The following is a 17286-nucleotide window of genomic DNA, read 5'->3' as shown; positions in this document are numbered from 1 at the left end:
CATGGCTACCGATGGTGCCCTCGTGGCACCAGACCCCCCGGTGGCACGGGCATTAGCCGCGAGGTAGCACAATCTACTGAGAGCACTACATAGAGAAGCCGGGGGGCCACACGATGCCGTCTGAGTACGCAAAGTCGCTGGGTGCTCGACTCCGCGCCATCCGCACCCAGCAGGGCCTGTCCCTGCACGGAGTCGAAGAGAAGTCGCGTGGCCGCTGGAAGGCCGTGGTCGTGGGTTCCTACGAGCGCGGCGACCGTGCGGTCACCGTGCAGAAGCTGGCCGAGCTTGCCGACTTCTACGGGGTTCCTGTTTCCGAGCTGCTGCCCGGCGGTGCCGCGCCGTCGCCGCTCGGGCCGACGCCGAAGCTTGTGATCGACCTTGAGCGCCTTGCTCAGCTGCCGAAGGAGAAGGCCGGGGCTCTGGCCCGGTACGCGGCCACGATCCAGTCGCAGCGTGGTGACTACAACGGGAAGGTCCTGTCGATCCGGCAGGAGGACCTTCGCTCCCTGGCCGTCATTTACGACAAGTCGCCCAGCGAGCTGACCGAGGAGCTCATCAGCTGGGGCGTACTCGACGCCGAGGCCCGCCGGGCGGTCGAGTCGTTCTGACGACAGCGAAACGCCCTTGCCCCGATTTTTCGGGGTAAGGGCGTTTTTGCGTCCCGCTCAGCCCTTCCTTCGCACCCACCACCCGTACCCCGCCACCCCGACCAGCGCGATCGCCGCCAGCATGGCCAGATACCAGCCGTAATCCAGGCTCACCGCATTCCGCACCAGCTCGTCCCCGAACCCGGCCGGGAGCGCGTCGTCGAACAGCGAACCCACCCGGCTCGCGAAGACGATCAGGACGATGATCGCCAGCACTCCCGTCGCCGCCGTGCCCAGCAGGAAGCCCAGGTGCTGCCTCGTCAACCACAGGGCCGCCAGCGCCAGTCCCACGACACCCAGGAGCAGCACGAGCTTGCCCTCGGTGGAGCGCACGCCGGAGACGGACATGGACATCAGGAAGTCGACGGACAGCCACGGCAGCAGCGCCGTGAACGCCAGGACGGCGGACACCACGATGCCCACCTTGGGCACCTGCTCAGCCACAGCACTCACGGACCGCCCGACCCGCCCCGCCCCCGCAGCCGCTGACGCCCCGACCGGCGGCGCCCCGGCCGCCATGCCCGGCGGCGTCCCGGGAGCCATGCCCGGCGGCGTCCCGGGAGCCATGCCCGGCGGCGTGCCGGGAGGCGCCCCATACGCCGCACCGGACGGCGAGCCAGTTGGCGCACCGGCTGGCGCACCGCTTGGCGGACCGGACGGCGCACCGCTTGGCGGACCAGCTGGCGGGCCGCTTGGCGGACCGGACGGCGCACCGCTTGGCGGACCAGCTGGCGGGCCGCTTGGCGGGCCCGACGGCGCACCATACGGCGGGCCGGACGACGCACCGGGTGGCGGGCCCGAAGGCAAGCTGTACGGCGCACCTGGCGGCGCACCTGCTGGCGCCCTGTACGGCGCGCCAGGCGGCGGACCCTGCGGTGCACCAGAGGCCGGACCTTGAAGCGGGCCGGCGTGCGCACTGTATTGCGGGCCAGGAGGCGGACCTTGAGGTGACGAGCCGGGCGGTGGACCGAACGGCGGGCCGAGCGCAGGCCCGGACGCCGTGCCATACGAGGTACCCACCGCATCGGGCGCATCGGGCGTCCCCTGCGGCGGCCCGGACGGCGGAGCCCCGGCCCCGGCCCCATGGCCGTAGCCCTGCTGCCCCGTCCCCTGCTCCCCGTTCCCCGCCTGCCCCTGCGCCCCAGCTGCCATCGGCGCGGCACCCGGATGGCCGGGTGGCGGAGGCGGCTGGAAGTCGGGGCGCGTGGCAGGATCCGGCGGCGCAGCAGAAGCCCCCACCCCACCAGGCACCGCCCCACCAGGCGTTGCCCCGCCGGGCGCCGCCCCACCAGGCGTTGCCCCGCCGGGCGCCGCCCCACTAGGCGTTGCCCCGCCGGGCGCCGCCCCACTAGGCGCCGCCCCACCAGACGCCGCCCCACCAGACGCCGCCCCGCCGACCGGCACCTCGCCATCTCCCCCGCCCGGCGGCGGGCCCCCCGGCACGCGCGGCGCCCCGCCTGCGGCCCCTGGAGCCCCCGCTGGGGCCTCCGCGTCCTCTCCCCCACCTCCAGGAGCCTCCGGCTCCCCTCGTCCCGTCGGCGAGCCCTCAGGGCCCCGCCGGCCCGAGCCGTCGGGGTCCGTCCCGCCGTACGGTGCCGCGCCCTGGTCGGGCGGGGTGCCGCCCGACTCGGCGCCCCCGTAGGGCGAGCCGGGTGACGGCGGGCCGGACGGAGACCTCTGATCGCTGCTCATACTCGTGAGCGTATTTTCCGACCTGTCAGGAAATATCGCTCTACCTGCAAAAACACCCCCTCGGAACCGAGAAGGATCTCCCTCGCTAAGGTCAACCGCGACCGTCATCCCTATCCCGGGCTCCAAGTCGATCATGGCCCGCGCCCTCTTCCTGGCCGCCGCGGCCGAGGGGCGCACCACCCTGCGCGACCCTCTGTGGTCCGACGACACCGAGGGCTTCGCCGAAGCGCTGAAGGCCCTCGGCTATCAGGTCCACCAGGACGAAAACACCTGGATCGTCGACGGCAGCGGCCACGGCCCCACCGAGCTGCGCGAGCCACTTCTTCGCCGCTGCGGCGCTGGCCTGCGCACGCCGGGACTCACGCTCGACGACCCGGGTGCGTGAAGAAGACCTTCCCGACCTTCCACGAGGTGCTCGAGAGCCGGCTGGTCACAGGGTGGGGATTCGCCAGGCGGGAGCACCGCGTGCGCGCCGCGGCTCCTTCCGAGCTCCAACCCGGTCACAAGGGCGCGCTCTCACGCTGGGCAGATGCGCACGATCTCGCACTGGGCCATGCTGATCCTCGTCATCACCGCCGCGCTGATGCTCTCCGTCATGCTGGGCGGTTGATCTCGGGCTTCACTCTTCAACCGGCCAAGGGCACCTCGAGGGGTAGAAGGGGCTGGGCGGGGACGCCCAGGATCTCCTCCACTCTGGTCACGAAGGTCTCGGCCTCGGCCAGGAGCTCGTCGGCGTCGGCGGCCGAGACGTTGCGGACGATGCCCGCCTCGACCTCGGCTCGCTTGGTGGCGCTGGCCCTGAACAGCGCCGCCCACTCGGCCAGCTGGGGCTCGGCCTCGGGCAGCTGGTCCCAGGCGCTGCGCAGGCGTCGGCGACGGCCCTGGATGGGCAGGGGACGGGCGGCCAGGATGGCCGCGGCCGCACGTAGGGCCGCCATGTGCGCCGACTGGTATCGGGTCGCCGGAGTGCGGGCCGTGGCCGCATCCGCCAGGCAGGAACGTGAGTCGTTGAGGTGTGCCCGGACCGCGGTCGACAGCCGGGGCCCGTGCGCGTCGTCTCGCCGCGGGGTCATCTCTGCCAGCCTCCTTGGGGTCATGGCCGTTCCCAGCGTTTCCACCGGTGAAGCCAACAATCGCAGACCCCACCGACATTTCCGCCGGGCGGCCGGACGAGGAGCTTCCCCTCTCCCCGTCCGGCCGGGACACGCCCACTCGTCTCCGCCGACGACGAGGACGCGCCCTTCGCCCGAGCGAGCCTGGCCCGGGGCGCCACTTGGGGAAAGCAACACCCCCGACCAGGCTCTCGACGTGAGCCGCGAGCCTCACATCGCTACATCGAACATAATTTCGATCACCTTCAGTGTCAACTGAAACGCCGAACACGGGTTCGATCAATGATGCGCTTCGCGAGGGTGATCAGCCGCCGAGCGAACGACCTCCGTCGACGACGATGCGCTGCCCGGTGATGAATCCGGCCTGCTCGGAGGCCAGGAAGGCGACGGCGTGCGCGACGTCGTCAGGGGTTCCCATGCGTCCGGCGGGAACGGTGGCGAGGTACGCCTGCCGTACCTCCTCGGACACGTCGGCGTGGCGCTCGACCGGGACGAACCCGGGCGCCACCGCGTTGACCGTTATCCCGGCCGGGGCCAGTTCGCGGGCCCAGGCTCTCATCAGCCCGATCTGGGCGTTCTTCGCCGCCGCATAGGCGGACCGGCCGGGCGGGGGCCGGTCGGCCACCTCGGAGTCGATCATGACGATCCTGCCGTGCCGCCGCTCCCCCATGCCCGGAAGGACGGCCCGGCCGAGCAGGACCGGGCTCTTGACGAAGAAGTCGAGCTGCGCCAGATGGTCCTGCCAGGCCACCTCGGTCACCGGCGCCTCGGGTTGCGGGCCGGTGGCGTTCAGCACGAGCACGTCGATGGGGCCGAGGCTCGCGGTGACGGCGCCCACCAGGGCGGCGACCTGCTCCTCGTCGGTGACGTCTGCCGCGAAGGCGGCGGCGCTGCCGCCGCCGGCGACGATCGAACGGGCGACCTCGTCGGCGCGCCCGTCGCCGCGCAGGCCGTTGACGGCCACGGCCAGGCCGTCCCGGGCGAGCCTGCGGGCGATGGCGCTCCCCAGGCCTCGCGAGCTGCCTGTCACCAGGGCGACGCGCCATCCGTCCATGATCGGGCCTCCGGGGTGAATTCAATTCTTGACGAAGTTAATGACTGTTACCATGCGCCCATGACCGCTCCGATCGCCAGCCCGGCGGCGGCCACCGTCTTCACCATGGTGCTTACCAGGGGGCCCATCTCCAGGGTCGAGATCGCCAGGCGGGCAGGCCTGTCGTCGGCCGCCGTCACCAAGGCCGCGCGGCCCCTCATCGAGGCGGGCTACCTGGAGGAGCTGGGCGCCACCGAGCACACGGGGCCGGGCGCGGGGCGTCCGGCCAGCCCGCTGGACGTTCGTGCGGAGCGGGAGTTCTTCGTCGGCGTGAAGATCACCGGTGACGCGCTCATCGGCGTCCTCACCGGCCTGCGTGCCCGGGTCCTGGAGACCGCCCACCGACCCCTGCCGCGCGCTGGCGTGGAGCGGGGGGTGAACGAGGTGGAACCTGTGACCGGCGGGGAGCCGGTGGCGGGCGGCACAGAGCCGGTGGCGGGCGGCGCGGAGGCCGTGGCCGGGCCGGCCGATGTGGAGTCTGTGGTGGCCGCGCTGGCCGGGCTGGTGGCCGAGTTGCGTGGCCGGAGCCCCGAGTACGGCGAGCGATGCGTGCAGCTCGGCCTGTCGCTCGCGGGAGACGTCGACAAGGCGAGCGGGCTGGTGCGCTACTCGCCCTTCCTCGGGTGGCGCCAGGTCCCCCTGGCGGCGCTCGCGTCGGACGCGACCGGGCTGGACGTCACGATCGAGAACGACGTCCGAGCTCTGACCACGGCCGAGCAGTGGTTCGGCGAGGGCGTCGGCCTGTCGCACTTCGCCCTGGTCACCGTCGGCGTGGGCATCGGCTGCGGCCTGGTGGTCGGCGACCGGGTGGTGGCGGGCGCGCGCGGGGTGGCGGGCGAGATCGGCCACATCCCGATGGGCGGCGACGAGCCGCCCTGTCACTGCGGTGGCCGGGGCTGTGTCGAGGCGATCGCGGGGACGGCCGCGATCCTGGCGGCGGCGCGGGAGGCGCTCGGCCGTCCTGAGCTGACGACCGGCGAGGCCGTCGAGCGGGCGACCGGCGAGACCGTCGGGCTGACGACCGGCGAGACCGTCGAGCTGACGACCGGCGAGACCGTCGAGCTGACGACCGTCGAGGCCGTCGAGCGGGCGACCGGCGAGGCCGTCGAGCTGACGATCGGTGAGGTCGTCGAGCGGGCGCACGGCGGTGACGAGCGGGTGCGCGAGGTCTTGGCCCGTGCCGCGCACGCGGTGGGGCTGGCGATGGCGGCGATGGCCAACCTGTTCGGGCCGGCGAGGATCGTCGTCACGGGCGACGCGGACGGGCTGGCCTCCTACGAGCCCCTGCGGGAGCTGCTGGGCCGTACGTTCGCCGCGCGGGCGTTCGGCGCCGCGGCCGATTGCGAGATCGTGCTGCGGCCGCGGGCGTTCGAGCAGTGGGCGCGCGGCGCGGCCGCGGTCGCCATCAGGACACGCTTCACCCTCCGGGACCGCTGAGCCCACGAACGGCCTCAGGGGGCGCTGGGCCCCAGGAACGCCAGACGCAGGAACGCCGGACCCGGTGACGCGAGGCGCACCGGTCGTCGCGCGAGCGTCGACGACCGGGGCGCCGCTGGGCGGTCAGCGCTTGAACTTGCCTCGGACGTGCACAGGCACGCCCTTCCCGAGCATCGCGGGCAGCGCCTCGGCCACGTTCATCGGCAACCGCACGCACCCGTGAGAGGCGGGGTAGAGCGGCACCGAGAGCGCGCCGTGGAAGGCGATGCCCCCGTTGAAGAAGATCGGGTTGTAGAGCTGGCCCAGGTAGGACTTGTGCCAGCCGTCGCGCCGCCAGGTGGTCTTGTAGTTCCCCGTAGGCGTGGTGGCCGACCCGCAGAAGCGCTGGCTCTTGCCCTGCCAGACCGCCGTCTCGCAGTACGGCACGCCGCTGCCGGAGGAGATGTGCGTGATGAGCTTCTGCTCACCGTCGACGTACAGGACCATGAGCTGCTTGGTCAGGTCGACCTCGGCCCTGGTCGGCTTGCCCTTGGGCACCAGGACCCTGGGCGTGGCCGGGTTCTCCAGCGCGACCCAGGTCTTCTTGCCGATCGTGCTCGTCGGCTTGATGCCGTTGACCTTCTGGAAGGCCCATACCGCCGTCAGCGTGCTGCCGCCGTACTTCCCGTCGGCCTTGCCGGGCCGGTAGCCCAGCGAGGTCAGCCGCTGCTGCAGCCATTTGACGGCCTTGCCCTTGGCTCCCAGCTTGAGAGTCTTGCCCGGTGCCACCACAGGATCGACCGCCGCCCCCGCGGCGGCCGTGGGCACGACCGTTGAGACCGAAGCAACCGGAGTGGACAGGATCGACGAAGTGGCGATCTTGCCCGGCACGGATGCGGAACCGCATCCCGCCACAAGGACGGCGCCCGCTGTCAGGAGCGCCACGGCCAATCCCCGTTGCCGAAGGCTCACGAATATCACCCCCACATAGCGTTAACAATCGAATCAAGCGACCCTAGCGCACCACCATGAAAGGGTAATTCGCCGGTCAAGCTGTTTAGAGTGTCCGCATGTCGGAAAAGTTGCACCCCAACGCCGTACGGGTAGCGTCCGCTCTGCGAGAGCTCGGCGCGACCGGCGAGATCGTGGTCCTGCCCGAGTCCGCGCCCACCGCGGCGACCGCCGCGGCCCAGCTGGGCTGCGAGGTCGGGGCGATCGCCAACAGCTTGATCTTCGACGCGGACGGCGAGCCGCTGCTGGTGCTGACCAGCGGCGCGCACCGGGTCGACGTGGAGCTGCTGGCCACGACCGCGGGGGTGACCAAGGTACGGCGGGCCTCGCCGGAGTTCGTCCGGGCGGCGACGGGGCAGCCGATCGGAGGCGTCGCACCTGTCGGCCATCCGGCCAAGGTGCGCACCCTGGTCGACACCTGGCTGGCCAAGCACGAGGTGGTGTGGGCGGCGGGCGGACATCCGCACACCGTCTTCCCCACCGGTTTCGAGGAATTGCTGCGGATCACGGATGGGACCCCGGTGGACGTCGAATGATCGAGTTGCGCGGTGCCGAAGCGGCGGAGTTCGACACTCGCCTCGACGAGGTGATCGACGTCTACGCCCAGGCCATGCGCGCGCCGGTGGAGCAGCTGCCGGGCCGCAAGTCGATCATGCGCAGCCACGGGTCCTACCCGGCGTTCCAGTGCCTGTTCGCCGAGCTGTACGGCCGGACGGTGGGCTTCGCCTACGGCTTCCACGGCGCGCACGGCCAGTGGTGGCACGACGTCGTGCACCGGGCCCTGGCCGAGCAGCAGGGCAGGGAGGCGGCCGACGCCTGGCTGGGCAACGCCTTCGAGCTGGCGGAGATCCACGTGCACCCCGACTATCAGGGCAAGGGGGTCGGGCGGGCGCTGATCACGACGTTGTGCGCGGGGCGGCAGGAACGCTCCGTCGTGTTGTCGACGCACGACCAGCCCACGATCGCGCGGCACCTGTATCGCAAGCTGGGGTTCGTCGACCTGCTGAGCCCGTTCGTCTTCCCCGGCGGGCACGAGCTGTACGCGATCGCGGGGACGACCCTCCCGCTACGGTGAGCCGGCCGCCTCGATCTCCTGGACGCGCTTCATGAGCTCGCGCGTGAGCTCGCCCGTGATGGCGCTCGCCGGTTCGTCCCGGACCTCGGCGATCCGGACCAGTTCCTCCATGGTGGACGCGTCGATGCGCGGGCAGTCGTCGAACTCGGTGATGTTCCCGCCGAAGCCGACGTAGAAGCGGACCATCGGCTCGGACAGCGGGACGACGGGCGGCCCCTCGGGGACGAGCAGCACCGGACGCACCGGTTCCGGCTCGGCCTGCCTGGGCATCGCCGGGACGACCACCGCGACCGCCAGCAGGCCCGCCGCGGTCACGCGCTGCCACAGCGGCGCCCCTGTCACGTAGGCCGCCACCGCGTAGCTCGCCACGGCCAGCAGGATCGCCCCGCCGTACCTCAGGGCCACCGGCACCTCGGCCAGCTGGAGGGCGGCCAGCGCCCCGACGGGCGCGCAGATCGCGGTAATGGCCGGATCGCGCACCTTGCACCATCGGGCGACCACCCAGCCCGCGGGAAAGATCAGCAGCCAGACGAGCAGGAGGCTACGGGAACCGGGTGCGGCCAGCGCCAGCGGCGCGCCGAACACGGCTCCCATGACCAGACCTGCCCGCGCCCCGGCGGCGAGGTCCGCTCGCATACCTCGACTATGACATCGGCTCCGTCAGGCGGAAAGTGCCTGCGCGGTCTCGATGCGCTGGAAGACCTCGGCCGTGGCGCTGGAGCGGTTGAAGGTGATGAAGTGAAGCCCGGGGACGCCCTCGTCGAGCAGCCGCTGGCTCATCTCGGCGCAGTGGTCGATGCCGAGGCTGCGCACGGCGGCCTTGTCGTCGGCGATCGCCTCGAACCTCGCGGCCAGCGCGGCCGGGAAGGGCGCGCCGGTGAGCTGCTCGGAGCGGGCGATGGTGCCCATGGCGGTCACCGGCATCACGCACGGGATGATCGGGGTGTCGCATCCGGCGGCGGCGACCCGGTCGCGCAGGCGCAGGTAGTCGTCGGCGTCGAAGAACATCTGCGTGATCGCGTAGTCGGCGCCCGCCTGACACTTCTTGACGAAGTAGGACACATCGGACTCGATGGACGGCGAGCGCGGATGCTTGTACGGGAAGGCGGCCACGCCCACGCAGAAGTCGCCCGACTGCCTGATCAGCCGGACCAGGTCCTCGGCGTACAGCACGCCCTCGGGGTGCTGGACCCACTCGCCCATCGGGTCGCCGGGAGGGTCGCCGCGCACGGCCAGGATGTTGCGCACCCCGGCGTCGGCGAAGCGCCCCACCAGGTGGCGCAGCTCGCGGGTCGAATGGTTGACGGCCGTGAAATGCGCCACAGGGGTCAGTGTGGTCTCGTGGGCGATGCGCTCGACCACGTCGACCGTGCGGTCGCGCGTCGAGCCGCCCGCGCCGTACGTCACCGAGACGAACGTCGGCCGCAACGCCTCCAGCTGCCGGATCGCCCGCCACAACTGCCGCTCGCCCGCGTCGTCCTTCGGCGGGAAGAACTCGAAGGAGAACGTGCGGCGCCCCGTCGCGAGGAACTCGCGGACGGTCGGAACACGGTCGGGCAGAACGGAGGGGCGACCCAAAGCCATGCACCAAGGGTACCGACACTGGGAGCTCCGACCCAGCCACTAGTCTCAAAGCATGACCATCGAAGCCGCGAGCATGGACGGCCTGCGCACCTCGGTCGAGCACGCCCTGCGCGAGTTCGTCGACCGGCAGACGGCCATCGTCAGCGGACCCGAGCTCGCCCCGCTCCTCCAGGCGGCCGGCGAGCTGCTGTCCGGCGGCAAGAGACTGCGTCCCGCCTTCTGCTACTGGGGCTGGCGCGCCGCCGGCCGCGAGCAGACCCCCGAGATCTTCACCGCCGCCGCCTCGCTGGAGCTCCTGCAGGCCAGCGCGCTGGTCCACGACGACGTGATGGACTCCAGCGACCTGCGCCGCGGCAAGCCCTCGGCCCACCGCCGCTTCGAGGCGCTGCACGCCGAGTCGGGCTGGTACGGCTCGGCCGAGCAGTTCGGCGTCGGCTCGGCCATCCTGCTGGGCAACCTGCTGCTCATCTGGTCGGGCGAGATGTGGCGCACCAGCGGCCTGCCGCCCGCGGCCCTGGCCGCCGCGCAGCCGGTGCACGACCACATGCGCACCGAGCTCATGTGCGGGCAGTACCTCGACCTGCTGGAGCAGGCCCACGGCGAGAACACCTTCGACTCGGCTCTGCGCGTGGCGCTGTACAAGAGCGGCAAGTACTCCGTCGAGCAGCCGCTGCGGCTCGGCCTCACCCTGGGCAACGGCGCGCCCGCCCCGTGGATCGACGAGCTGTGCGTCGGGTACGGCACGCGCGTGGGCATCGCCTTCCAGCTGCGCGACGACGTCCTGGGCGTCTTCGGCGACCCCGTCGAGACCGGCAAGCCCGCCGGCGACGACCTGCGGGAGGGCAAGCGCACCATGCTCGTGGCCCGCACCCTGGCCGCCGCCGCCCCCTCCGAGGCGGCCACCGTCCGCGAGCTGCTGGGCGACCCGGGGCTCGACGCGGCGGGGGTGACCACGCTGCGCGCGATCATCGAGGACACCGGGGCGCTGCAGGAGTGCGAGGACCTCATCGCCGACTACCTGGAGCAGGCACTGACCGCGCTGGACGGCGCGCCGATCACCGACGGCTCGCGGCGGGCGCTCATCGAGCTGGCCATCGCCGCCACGGCGCGCAAGACCTGAGAAGGTCGGGAGCCGCGCAACCAGGAGGCTGCGCGGCTCGAAGAAGGGACCACTTGGCTCAGGCGGCTTGGCTCAGGCGGCTTGGCTCAGGCGTTTGGCGAACTCCGCCGCCGCGGCGCCGGGATCGTCGGCCTCGGTGATCGCCCTGACCACCACGACGCGGCGCACGCCGTACGCCATGACCTCGTCGAGGTTGTCGAGGTCGATGCCGCCGATGCCGAACCACGGCCGCTCGACGCCCAGCCCTGCCGCGTGCCTGAGCAGCGCCGGGCCCGGGGCGTGGCGCCCCGGCTTGGTCGGCGTCGGCCAGATCGGCCCGCAGCAGAAGTAGTCGACCCCCTCCTCCACGGCCGCCGCCGACGCCTCCTCGACGGAGTGCGTGGAGCGGCCGATGAGGATGTCGGGCCCGAGCAGGTCGCGTGCCACCGCCACCGGCAGGTCGTCCTGCCCGAGGTGGAGCACGTCGGGCCGGGCGGCGTAGGCGATGTCTGCGCGGTCGTTGACGGCCAGCAGCTTGCCGTGGCGGTCGCAGGCGTCGCGGAAGACCTCGAGCAGCGCGAGCTCCTCCCGCGCCTCCAGCCCCTTCTCTCGGAGCTGGACGATGTCGACGCCGCCTGCGAGCACCGCGTCGAGGAAGTCGGCCAGGTCGCCGCGCTCCCGTCGTCCGTCGGTGCAGAGGTAGAGCCTGGCGTCAGAAAGCAAGGGCCTGTGCCCGCCGCTTGACCTCGGTGTGCCGGCCGGCCTTGATCGCGTCGATGGGCGCGCCGGGCAGCGACTCGTCGGGCGTGAAGAGCCAGCGCAGCGCCTCGACGTCGTCGTAGCCGGCGTCGAAGAGCACGGTCAGGGTGCCGGGCAACCCCTTCCACACGTCCTTGCCGTCGAGGAGGGCGGCGGGCACCTGCGGCCCGCCGGGGCCCCGTCGTACGCCGAGGAGCTTGTGGTCCTTCAAGAGCTGCTTGGCCCGGCCGATCGTCAGGTCGAGGCGCTTGGCCACTTCGGGGAGAGTCAGCCACTCGTCGACGAGCTGCTCGGTCTCCCGGTCTATCTGTGCAACAGAGAGCGTCACGACACCACAACTACCACATGCCGTCCTTGCTCAAACTACACAGTCTCGTAGAGGTACCTGTGGATCCACCAGCAACGCCACGTCGACATGCTGACCGGATTCGATGACACGGCGGCCCTGGACGAGGTCTCGCGGGCGGTCGACGGTGAGGACGGCGCTCAGCCGGTCGTCGTCGGTGAGCCAGCACGCAGTCCACTTCGGCTCGTGCTCGCCGCGATACACCAGCCTGGCGCCCTGCTGGTCTCCGGCGAACTGGACCATGTGGCCGAACTGCTCCGACCAGAAGTACGGCACCGGGTCGTAGGCCTGCTCCTCGCCGAGGACGGTGGCGGCGGCGACCTCGGGGGCGCTGAGGGCGGTGTCCCAGTGCTCCACCCGCAGGTGGCGGCCGTAGCGGCGCGACCACCAGCTGGCGCAGTCGCCCACGGCGACGACGCCCGGCATGGAGGCGCGCAGGTATTCGTCGGTGACGACGCCGTTGTGCAGGTCGATGTCGGCGTCGGCCAGCCATTCGACGGCCGGGCGCACGCCGATGCCGGTGACCACGACGTCGGCGTCGAGGAACTCGCCGTCGGCCAGCCGTACGCCGCCCTCGTCGACCTCCCTGACCATGGTCCGCAGGCGCAGGTCGATGTTGTCGTACCAGGGCAGGGTGCGCAGGCCGATCTCGGAGCCGAGGACGTGGCTGAGCGGCGCGGGACCGGCCTCGACGACCGTCACGGCGCATCCGGCCTTGCGGGCGGCGGTGGCGACCTCGGCGCCGATCCAGCCGGCGCCGATGACGACCACGCGGGCGCCGGGCACGAACGTCACGCGCAGCAGGTGGGCGTCGTCGATCGTGCGCAGCGTCTGCTGCGGGCCGTCGCCGGGCAGCGTGATCGGGTCGGCGCCGGTGGCGATGATGAGGCGGTCGAAGGGCAGCTCGCCCTCGGTGGTCTCGACGACGCCCTCGCGCAGGCCCTTGGCTGCCACGCCAGGGCGGAAGTCGACCTTCAGCGCCTCGAGGTCGGAGTCGACGGTGGTCGTGTCGCTCTGGCCCATGAGCACCGCCTTCGACAGCGGTGGACGGTCGTAGGGGCGGTGTCTCTCCTGCCCGACCAGGGTGATCTGTCCCTCGAAGCCGCGCCCGCGAAGGGCCTCAACGCTGCGTATCCCGGCCAGACCGGCGCCGACGACCACCACTCGATTCACACTGAGACCCTAACCGGTAGGCTGAAGCCGCAAGACGCGCGGGAGTCCGGCCGAACCGGGCTGAGAGGAAGGCTTCGCGGGCCTTCGACCGCAGACACCTGATCCGGATCATGCCGGCGAAGGGAGCGGACATGGATGTGGTCGTGGGCGGCGGGGTCGCCGGGCTCTCCGTGGCCTGGCGGCTGGCCCGCTCCGGGCGGCCGGTGACGGTCGTCGACCCGGCGCCCGCCTCCGGCGCCTCCCACGCGGCCGCGGGGATGCTCGCCCCGGCCAGCGAGACCGACTACACCGAGGAGTCGCTGCTGCGGCTGGGGGTGGAGTCGCTGCGGCTGTGGCCGTCGTTCGCCGCGGAACTGGCCGCCGACGCCGCGCCCGCCGGGGCAGCGGGGGCGCACGACTGGGCGGCGATGCTCGACTATCGCACCGACGGCACGCTCGACGTGGGCTTCGACGCCGACGACCTGGCGGTGCTCGACGAGCTGGCCTCCTTCATGGACAAGCTCGGCCTGCCCGTGGAGCGCCTGACCGGCCGCCAGTGCCGGCGCCTGGAGCCGATGCTGGCCCCGTCGGTGCGCGGCGGCATCCACGCGCCGCAGGACGCCTGGGTGGATCCCAGGAAGGTCACCGCGGCCCTGCTCAGGGCCATCGACCGCCGGGGCGTGCGCCTGGTGCGCGCCAGGGCGGAGCAGGTACGGCCCGACGCGGTCGTGACGGAGGGCGGCGAGGTCGTCGACGCCGAGCGGGTGGTGCTGGCCGCCGGTGCCTGGAGCAGCAGGCTGGCCGACGTTCCTGTGCGCCCGGTCAAGGGCCAGATCCTGCGCCTGCGCTCCCCCAGGCCGCTGCTGTCCAGGTGCGTGCGCGGCCTGGTGCACGGCCGCCCGGTCTACCTGGTGCCGCGCGGCGACGGCGAGCTGGTCGTGGGCGCGACCCAGGAGGAGCTCGGCTTCGACACCACGGTGACGGCGGGCGGCGTCTACGAACTGCTTCGCGACGCCCGCGAGCTGGTGCCCGGGGTCACCGAGCTGGAGCTGGCCGAGTCGGTGGCGGGCCTGCGCCCCGGCACCCCCGACAACCTTCCCCTGATCGGACCGCACCGGGGCCTGACCCTGGCGACCGGCCATCACCGCGGCGGGGTGCTGCTCGCCCCGCTCACCGCCGCGATCGTCCTGGGCGAGGCGAGCGAGCCGGCCGCGCTGTGCTCACCGGAGAGGTTCACATGAAGTTGACGATCAACGGGTCGGCGCACGAGGTGCCCGCGGGCATCACCGTGGCGCAGGCCGTGAAGAGACTGACCGAGCAGACCTCGGGTGTGGCCGTCGCGGTCAACGACGAGGTGGTACGGCGGGGCGCGTGGGAGTCCACCGCCCTGGACGAAGGAGACAGGGTCGAGGTGCTGACGGCGGTGCAAGGTGGATGACCTGATCATCGCGGGCGAGAAGTTCGCCTCGCGGCTCATCATGGGCACGGGCGGCGCTCCGTCGCTGGAGGTGCTCGACCGGGCGCTGGTCGCGTCGGCGACCGAGCTGACGACCGTGGCGATGCGGCGGCTGGATCCGGGGGTGCGGGGTTCCGTGCTCGATGTCCTGACAAAGCGTGACATCAAGGTGCTGCCGAACACCGCCGGGTGCTTCACCGCGGGCGAGGCCGTCCTGACCGCCCGCCTGGCCAGGGAGGCCCTCGACACCAACTGGGTGAAGCTGGAGGTCATCGCCGACGAGCGCACCCTGCTGCCCGACCCGATCGAGACCTTCGACGCCGCCGAGCAGCTGGTCGCCGACGGCTTCGTCGTCCTGCCGTACATCGGCGACGACCCGGCTCTGGCCCGCAGGCTGGAGCAGGCGGGGTGCGCGGCGGTGATGCCGCTGGGCGCGCCCATCGGCTCGGGCCTGGGCATCCGCAACCCGCACAACATCGAGCTGATCGTCGAGGCCGCCGGGGTGCCGGTCATCCTCGACGCGGGCATCGGCACCGCGAGCGACGCGGCGCTGGCGATGGAGCTGGGCTGCGACGCCGTCCTGCTGGCCACCGCGGTGACCCGCGCCCGCGACCCCGAGCTGATGGCGGGGGCGATGCGCCTGGCCGTGGAGTCGGGGCGCATGGCCAGGCAGGCGGGACGCATCCCGAAACGGCACCACGCGCTGGCGTCGTCGCCGATGGAGTGAGCCCGGGAGGGTGGGGGCCGGGCGGCGGTGGCCTCGGCGTGACCGCCTCTTTGCCCTCACCTCTCACATCCGCCCGAAACAACCTGCGGGAAGGCGCTCCGGCCATCGAAACGGCATCGGTTTCGGATGCTCCTGCCCTCCCGGTGGCAAATCGCCCGTAAACTCGGCTCCGTGGACACGACGACTGCGGACCCCCTCGTCGGGCGGCTACTCGACGGGCGATACCGCGTCGAGTCCCGGATCGCCCGCGGCGGAATGGCGACCGTCTATCTTGCCCTGGACGTCCGGCTCGACCGCACGGTCGCGCTGAAGGTGATGCACCGCTCCCTGGCCGAGGACCCCGCCTTCGTGCGCCGGTTCATCGGCGAGGCCAAGTCGGTGGCGAGCCTGTCTCACCCGAATGTCGTGCACGTCTTCGACCAGGGCACCGACAACGACGTGGTGTACCTGTCGATGGAGCACGTGCCGGGTCGCACCCTGCGCGACATCCTGCGCGAGCGCGGCAGGCTGTCCGCGCGAGAGGCGCTGGAGATCATGATCCCGGTGCTGGCGGCGCTCGGCGCGGCCCACCAGGCGGGCATGGTGCACCGCGACGTCAAGCCGGAGAACGTCCTGCTGACCGACGACGGCCGGGTCAAGGTCGTCGACTTCGGGCTGGCGCGCGCGATCGAGGCGACCAACCAGACCCGCACCGGCATGATGATCGGCACGATCGGCTACATGTCGCCCGAGCAGGTGACCACGGGCGGCGCCGACGTGCGCAGCGACGTGTACGCCGCGGGCATCATGCTGTTCGAGCTGATCACCGGGCGGCAGCCGTACGAAGGCCAGACCCCGATGGCGGTGGCCTACAAGCACGTGCACGAGACCGTGCCTCCGGCCGCCTCACTGGCCCCCGACACGCCCCAGCTGATCGACCTGCTGATCGCCCAGGCCACGGCGCACGAGCCGGAACGCCGCTACCAGGACGCCTCGGCGATGCTGGTGGCCGCCGTCGACGCGCACCGCCTGCTGCCCAGGCACGGCGTCGGGAGCGGGGCGCATCAGGTGACGGCGTCGCCGATGCCGGCCCCGCCGGTGACGGGCGTGCACGCGATGCCGAGCGCGCCGCAGGCCGCGCCCTCGCACACGCTCATCCAGCCGCGTGCCGAGGTGCGGGCCGAGCGCCGCGGGTTCCGGCCCAACTGGTTCCTCATCGGCCTGGCGATCATGATGGCGGCGGCGATCGGGCTGACCGCGTACTTCGTCGCCCAGCCCACCTACGTGCAGATCCCCGACCTGGTCGGCCAGAACGTCACCACGGCCAGGCAGGCGGCGGCCTCCAAGGGCTTCAAGGTGACGCTCGCCGACGGCCAGTACGACGACAAGGTGGCCAAGGGCCGGGTGTTGTCGACCGATCCGCCCGCGGGCACGTCGGTCGAGGAGGCCTCGGCGTTCACGATCGTGCCGTCGCTCGGGCCGAAGCTGGTCACCGTGCCGGGCCTGCGCGACCTGACCGAGGAGCAGGCGCGCACCCAGCTCGCCGACGCCGGGCTCAAGGCCAAGATCGTCAAGATGGAGAACCTGGAGGTCGAGCGGGGCAAGGTGCTGGAGAGCCGCCCCGCCGCCGGTGAGCAGGTCAAGGCCGGGACGACCGTCGAGGTGCGCATCAGCAACGGCATGCTCATGCCCGACATGGCCGGTCTGCCGCGCCAGGAGGCCGAGGCTCACCTGCAGGGGCTCGGCCTGGGCGTGCAGGTGCAGGAGGTCGACGACGACGCCGAGCCGTGCACCGTCATCGCGCAGGTGCCCAAGGCCAAGTCGCCGGTCACCAAGGGCCAGCAGACCCAGCTGACCGTCGTCAACTGCGGCTTCAGCCTGCCCGACTGGTGGATGCGCGGCAACGACGGCGAGGCGCGCGACGACAGCGGCTTCGCCACGGTCCCGTCGGTGGTCGGCAAGAACGTCAAGGACGCCCAGCAGGAACTGCAGCAACTGGGCTTCAAGGTGCGGGTCAAGCGGCTGCTGGGCACCGGCGTGGTGCGCTTCCAGCGTCCCGGCCCGCCGCTGGCGGAGGTGCCTCCGGGCTCGACCGTCACGCTCTGGCACTGATCGGCGGGGAACCGGCGAGCGGCCGG

General features: G+C 72.1%; 19 protein-coding genes and 1 riboswitch. Of the genes, 10 read left to right on the top strand and 9 right to left on the bottom strand.

Annotated features, from left to right (window positions below):
- The first annotated feature begins 113 nt into the window (after nucleotides 1–113).
- Nucleotides 114–608 carry a transcriptional regulator gene (locus tag ACIBH1_RS08585; RefSeq protein ID WP_181608383.1) on the top strand — a complete coding sequence of 165 codons (495 nt, stop codon included), beginning with the start codon at nucleotides 114–116 and terminating at the stop codon, nucleotides 606–608.
- 57 nt (nucleotides 609–665) lie between these two features.
- Here ACIBH1_RS08585 and ACIBH1_RS08580 read toward each other — a convergent pair whose 3' ends face one another.
- A complete protein-coding gene (locus ACIBH1_RS08580) occupies nucleotides 666–1100 on the bottom strand; it encodes a hypothetical protein (protein ID WP_397312968.1) in 435 nt (144 codons plus the stop codon).
- A 1243-nt stretch (nucleotides 1101–2343) separates the two neighbouring features.
- Between ACIBH1_RS08580 and ACIBH1_RS08575 the strand changes: the two genes are divergently transcribed.
- Nucleotides 2344–2724 carry a hypothetical protein gene (locus ACIBH1_RS08575; protein ID WP_397312967.1) on the top strand — a complete coding sequence of 127 codons (381 nt, stop codon included), beginning with the start codon at nucleotides 2344–2346 and terminating at the stop codon, nucleotides 2722–2724.
- Nucleotides 2725–2965: 241 nt separating this feature from the next.
- On the opposite strand, the gene ACIBH1_RS08570 is transcribed toward ACIBH1_RS08575, so the two are convergent.
- Together ACIBH1_RS08570 and ACIBH1_RS08565 are read right to left on the bottom strand one after the other, a co-directional pair.
- Nucleotides 2966–3412 (bottom strand): SAV_6107 family HEPN domain-containing protein, encoded by a 447-nt coding sequence (locus ACIBH1_RS08570; RefSeq protein ID WP_397312966.1) that lies wholly within the window; start codon nucleotides 3410–3412, stop codon nucleotides 2966–2968.
- A 343-nt stretch (nucleotides 3413–3755) separates the two neighbouring features.
- On the bottom strand, nucleotides 3756–4505 hold the full coding sequence (locus ACIBH1_RS08565) for an SDR family NAD(P)-dependent oxidoreductase (protein WP_397312965.1): 750 nt from the start codon (nucleotides 4503–4505) through the stop codon (nucleotides 3756–3758).
- A 60-nt stretch (nucleotides 4506–4565) separates the two neighbouring features.
- Between ACIBH1_RS08565 and ACIBH1_RS08560 the strand changes: the two genes are divergently transcribed.
- Nucleotides 4566–5981 (top strand): ROK family protein, encoded by a 1416-nt coding sequence (locus tag ACIBH1_RS08560; RefSeq protein WP_397312964.1) that lies wholly within the window; start codon nucleotides 4566–4568, stop codon nucleotides 5979–5981.
- Nucleotides 5982–6104: 123 nt separating this feature from the next.
- Here ACIBH1_RS08560 and ACIBH1_RS08555 read toward each other — a convergent pair whose 3' ends face one another.
- Nucleotides 6105–6905, bottom strand: a complete 801-nt coding sequence (locus ACIBH1_RS08555) for a peptidoglycan-binding protein (protein ID WP_397312963.1) — start codon at nucleotides 6903–6905, stop codon at nucleotides 6105–6107.
- A gap of 125 nt (nucleotides 6906–7030) precedes the next feature.
- Here ACIBH1_RS08555 and ACIBH1_RS08550 point away from each other — a divergent pair, with 125 nt between their 5' ends.
- A complete protein-coding gene (locus tag ACIBH1_RS08550; RefSeq protein ID WP_397312962.1) occupies nucleotides 7031–7507 on the top strand; it encodes a YbaK/EbsC family protein in 477 nt (158 codons plus the stop codon).
- Nucleotides 7504–8046 carry a GNAT family N-acetyltransferase gene (locus ACIBH1_RS08545; RefSeq protein WP_397312961.1) on the top strand — a complete coding sequence of 181 codons (543 nt, stop codon included), beginning with the start codon at nucleotides 7504–7506 and terminating at the stop codon, nucleotides 8044–8046. Before ACIBH1_RS08550 ends, ACIBH1_RS08545 begins: the two co-directional genes overlap by 4 nt.
- Here the strand turns inward: ACIBH1_RS08545 and ACIBH1_RS08540 are convergent.
- Together ACIBH1_RS08540 and metF are read right to left on the bottom strand one after the other, a co-directional pair.
- Nucleotides 8038–8682 carry a hypothetical protein gene (locus ACIBH1_RS08540; protein WP_397312960.1) on the bottom strand — a complete coding sequence of 215 codons (645 nt, stop codon included), beginning with the start codon at nucleotides 8680–8682 and terminating at the stop codon, nucleotides 8038–8040. The two genes, ACIBH1_RS08545 and ACIBH1_RS08540, sit on opposite strands and share 9 nt — an antisense overlap.
- 24 nt (nucleotides 8683–8706) lie before the next feature.
- The gene (gene metF / locus ACIBH1_RS08535; protein WP_397312959.1) at nucleotides 8707–9630 is read right to left on the bottom strand and encodes a methylenetetrahydrofolate reductase [NAD(P)H]; all 924 of its coding nucleotides are present in this window, start codon (nucleotides 9628–9630) and stop codon (nucleotides 8707–8709) included.
- A 52-nt stretch (nucleotides 9631–9682) separates the two neighbouring features.
- Here metF and ACIBH1_RS08530 point away from each other — a divergent pair, with 52 nt between their 5' ends.
- Nucleotides 9683–10750, top strand: a complete 1068-nt coding sequence (locus ACIBH1_RS08530; RefSeq protein WP_397312958.1) for a polyprenyl synthetase family protein — start codon at nucleotides 9683–9685, stop codon at nucleotides 10748–10750.
- Between the two features lie 72 nt (nucleotides 10751–10822).
- Here the strand turns inward: ACIBH1_RS08530 and thiE are convergent, their stop codons facing one another.
- The 3 genes from thiE to ACIBH1_RS08515 are packed head-to-tail and all read right to left on the bottom strand — an operon-like array spanning nucleotide 10823 to nucleotide 13007.
- Entirely contained in the window at nucleotides 10823–11452 is a 630-nt protein-coding gene (gene thiE, locus ACIBH1_RS08525) for a thiamine phosphate synthase (RefSeq protein WP_397312957.1), read from the bottom strand.
- The gene (locus tag ACIBH1_RS08520) at nucleotides 11442–11816 is read right to left on the bottom strand and encodes an Rv2175c family DNA-binding protein (RefSeq protein ID WP_397312956.1); all 375 of its coding nucleotides are present in this window, start codon (nucleotides 11814–11816) and stop codon (nucleotides 11442–11444) included. Before ACIBH1_RS08520 ends, thiE begins: the two co-directional genes overlap by 11 nt.
- A 30-nt stretch (nucleotides 11817–11846) precedes the next feature.
- The gene (locus ACIBH1_RS08515) at nucleotides 11847–13007 is read right to left on the bottom strand and encodes an NAD(P)/FAD-dependent oxidoreductase (protein ID WP_397312955.1); all 1161 of its coding nucleotides are present in this window, start codon (nucleotides 13005–13007) and stop codon (nucleotides 11847–11849) included.
- Nucleotides 13008–13035: 28 nt separating this feature from the next.
- Nucleotides 13036–13149, top strand: a riboswitch (TPP riboswitch).
- Between ACIBH1_RS08515 and thiO the strand changes: the two genes are divergently transcribed.
- The 4 genes from thiO to pknB all read left to right on the top strand — a co-directional run bounded on the left by thiO (nucleotide 13139) and on the right by pknB (nucleotide 17260).
- Nucleotides 13139–14227, top strand: coding sequence for a glycine oxidase ThiO (gene thiO / locus ACIBH1_RS08510; protein ID WP_397312954.1), 1089 nt, complete (start codon nucleotides 13139–13141; stop codon nucleotides 14225–14227). It overlaps the preceding riboswitch by 11 nt.
- Entirely contained in the window at nucleotides 14224–14424 is a 201-nt protein-coding gene (gene thiS / locus ACIBH1_RS08505) for a sulfur carrier protein ThiS (protein ID WP_397312953.1), read from the top strand. The genes thiO and thiS overlap by 4 nt, the downstream gene beginning before the upstream one ends.
- A complete protein-coding gene (locus tag ACIBH1_RS08500) occupies nucleotides 14417–15169 on the top strand; it encodes a thiazole synthase (RefSeq protein WP_397312952.1) in 753 nt (250 codons plus the stop codon). Before thiS ends, ACIBH1_RS08500 begins: the two co-directional genes overlap by 8 nt.
- A gap of 171 nt (nucleotides 15170–15340) precedes the next feature.
- Nucleotides 15341–17260 carry a Stk1 family PASTA domain-containing Ser/Thr kinase gene (pknB, locus tag ACIBH1_RS08495; protein WP_397312951.1) on the top strand — a complete coding sequence of 640 codons (1920 nt, stop codon included), beginning with the start codon at nucleotides 15341–15343 and terminating at the stop codon, nucleotides 17258–17260.
- Nucleotides 17261–17286 lie beyond the last annotated feature (26 nt).

Origin of the sequence: Nonomuraea sp. NPDC050663 (genome assembly GCF_044456985.1) — a bacterium.
Taxonomy (GTDB): domain Bacteria; phylum Actinomycetota; class Actinomycetes; order Streptosporangiales; family Streptosporangiaceae; genus Nonomuraea.
The sequence above is the reverse complement of the archived record's forward strand: the minus strand, read 5'-3'. Positions and strand labels throughout refer to the sequence as shown.

Coding starts and splice junctions, on each gene's coding strand:
- ACIBH1_RS08570 (WP_397312966.1), bottom strand. CDS start 3,412: ATGACCCCGCGGCGAGACGACGCGCACGGGCCCCGGCTGTCGACCGCG.
- thiO (WP_397312954.1), top strand. CDS start 13,139: ATGGATGTGGTCGTGGGCGGCGGGGTCGCCGGGCTCTCCGTGGCCTGG.
- ACIBH1_RS08545 (WP_397312961.1), top strand. CDS start 7,504: ATGATCGAGTTGCGCGGTGCCGAAGCGGCGGAGTTCGACACTCGCCTC.
- ACIBH1_RS08565 (WP_397312965.1), bottom strand. CDS start 4,505: ATGGACGGATGGCGCGTCGCCCTGGTGACAGGCAGCTCGCGAGGCCTG.
- ACIBH1_RS08540 (WP_397312960.1), bottom strand. CDS start 8,682: ATGCGAGCGGACCTCGCCGCCGGGGCGCGGGCAGGTCTGGTCATGGGA.
- ACIBH1_RS08530 (WP_397312958.1), top strand. CDS start 9,683: ATGACCATCGAAGCCGCGAGCATGGACGGCCTGCGCACCTCGGTCGAG.
- metF (WP_397312959.1), bottom strand. CDS start 9,630: ATGGCTTTGGGTCGCCCCTCCGTTCTGCCCGACCGTGTTCCGACCGTC.
- ACIBH1_RS08560 (WP_397312964.1), top strand. CDS start 4,566: ATGACCGCTCCGATCGCCAGCCCGGCGGCGGCCACCGTCTTCACCATG.
- thiS (WP_397312953.1), top strand. CDS start 14,224: ATGAAGTTGACGATCAACGGGTCGGCGCACGAGGTGCCCGCGGGCATC.
- ACIBH1_RS08585 (WP_181608383.1), top strand. CDS start 114: ATGCCGTCTGAGTACGCAAAGTCGCTGGGTGCTCGACTCCGCGCCATC.
- ACIBH1_RS08550 (WP_397312962.1), top strand. CDS start 7,031: ATGTCGGAAAAGTTGCACCCCAACGCCGTACGGGTAGCGTCCGCTCTG.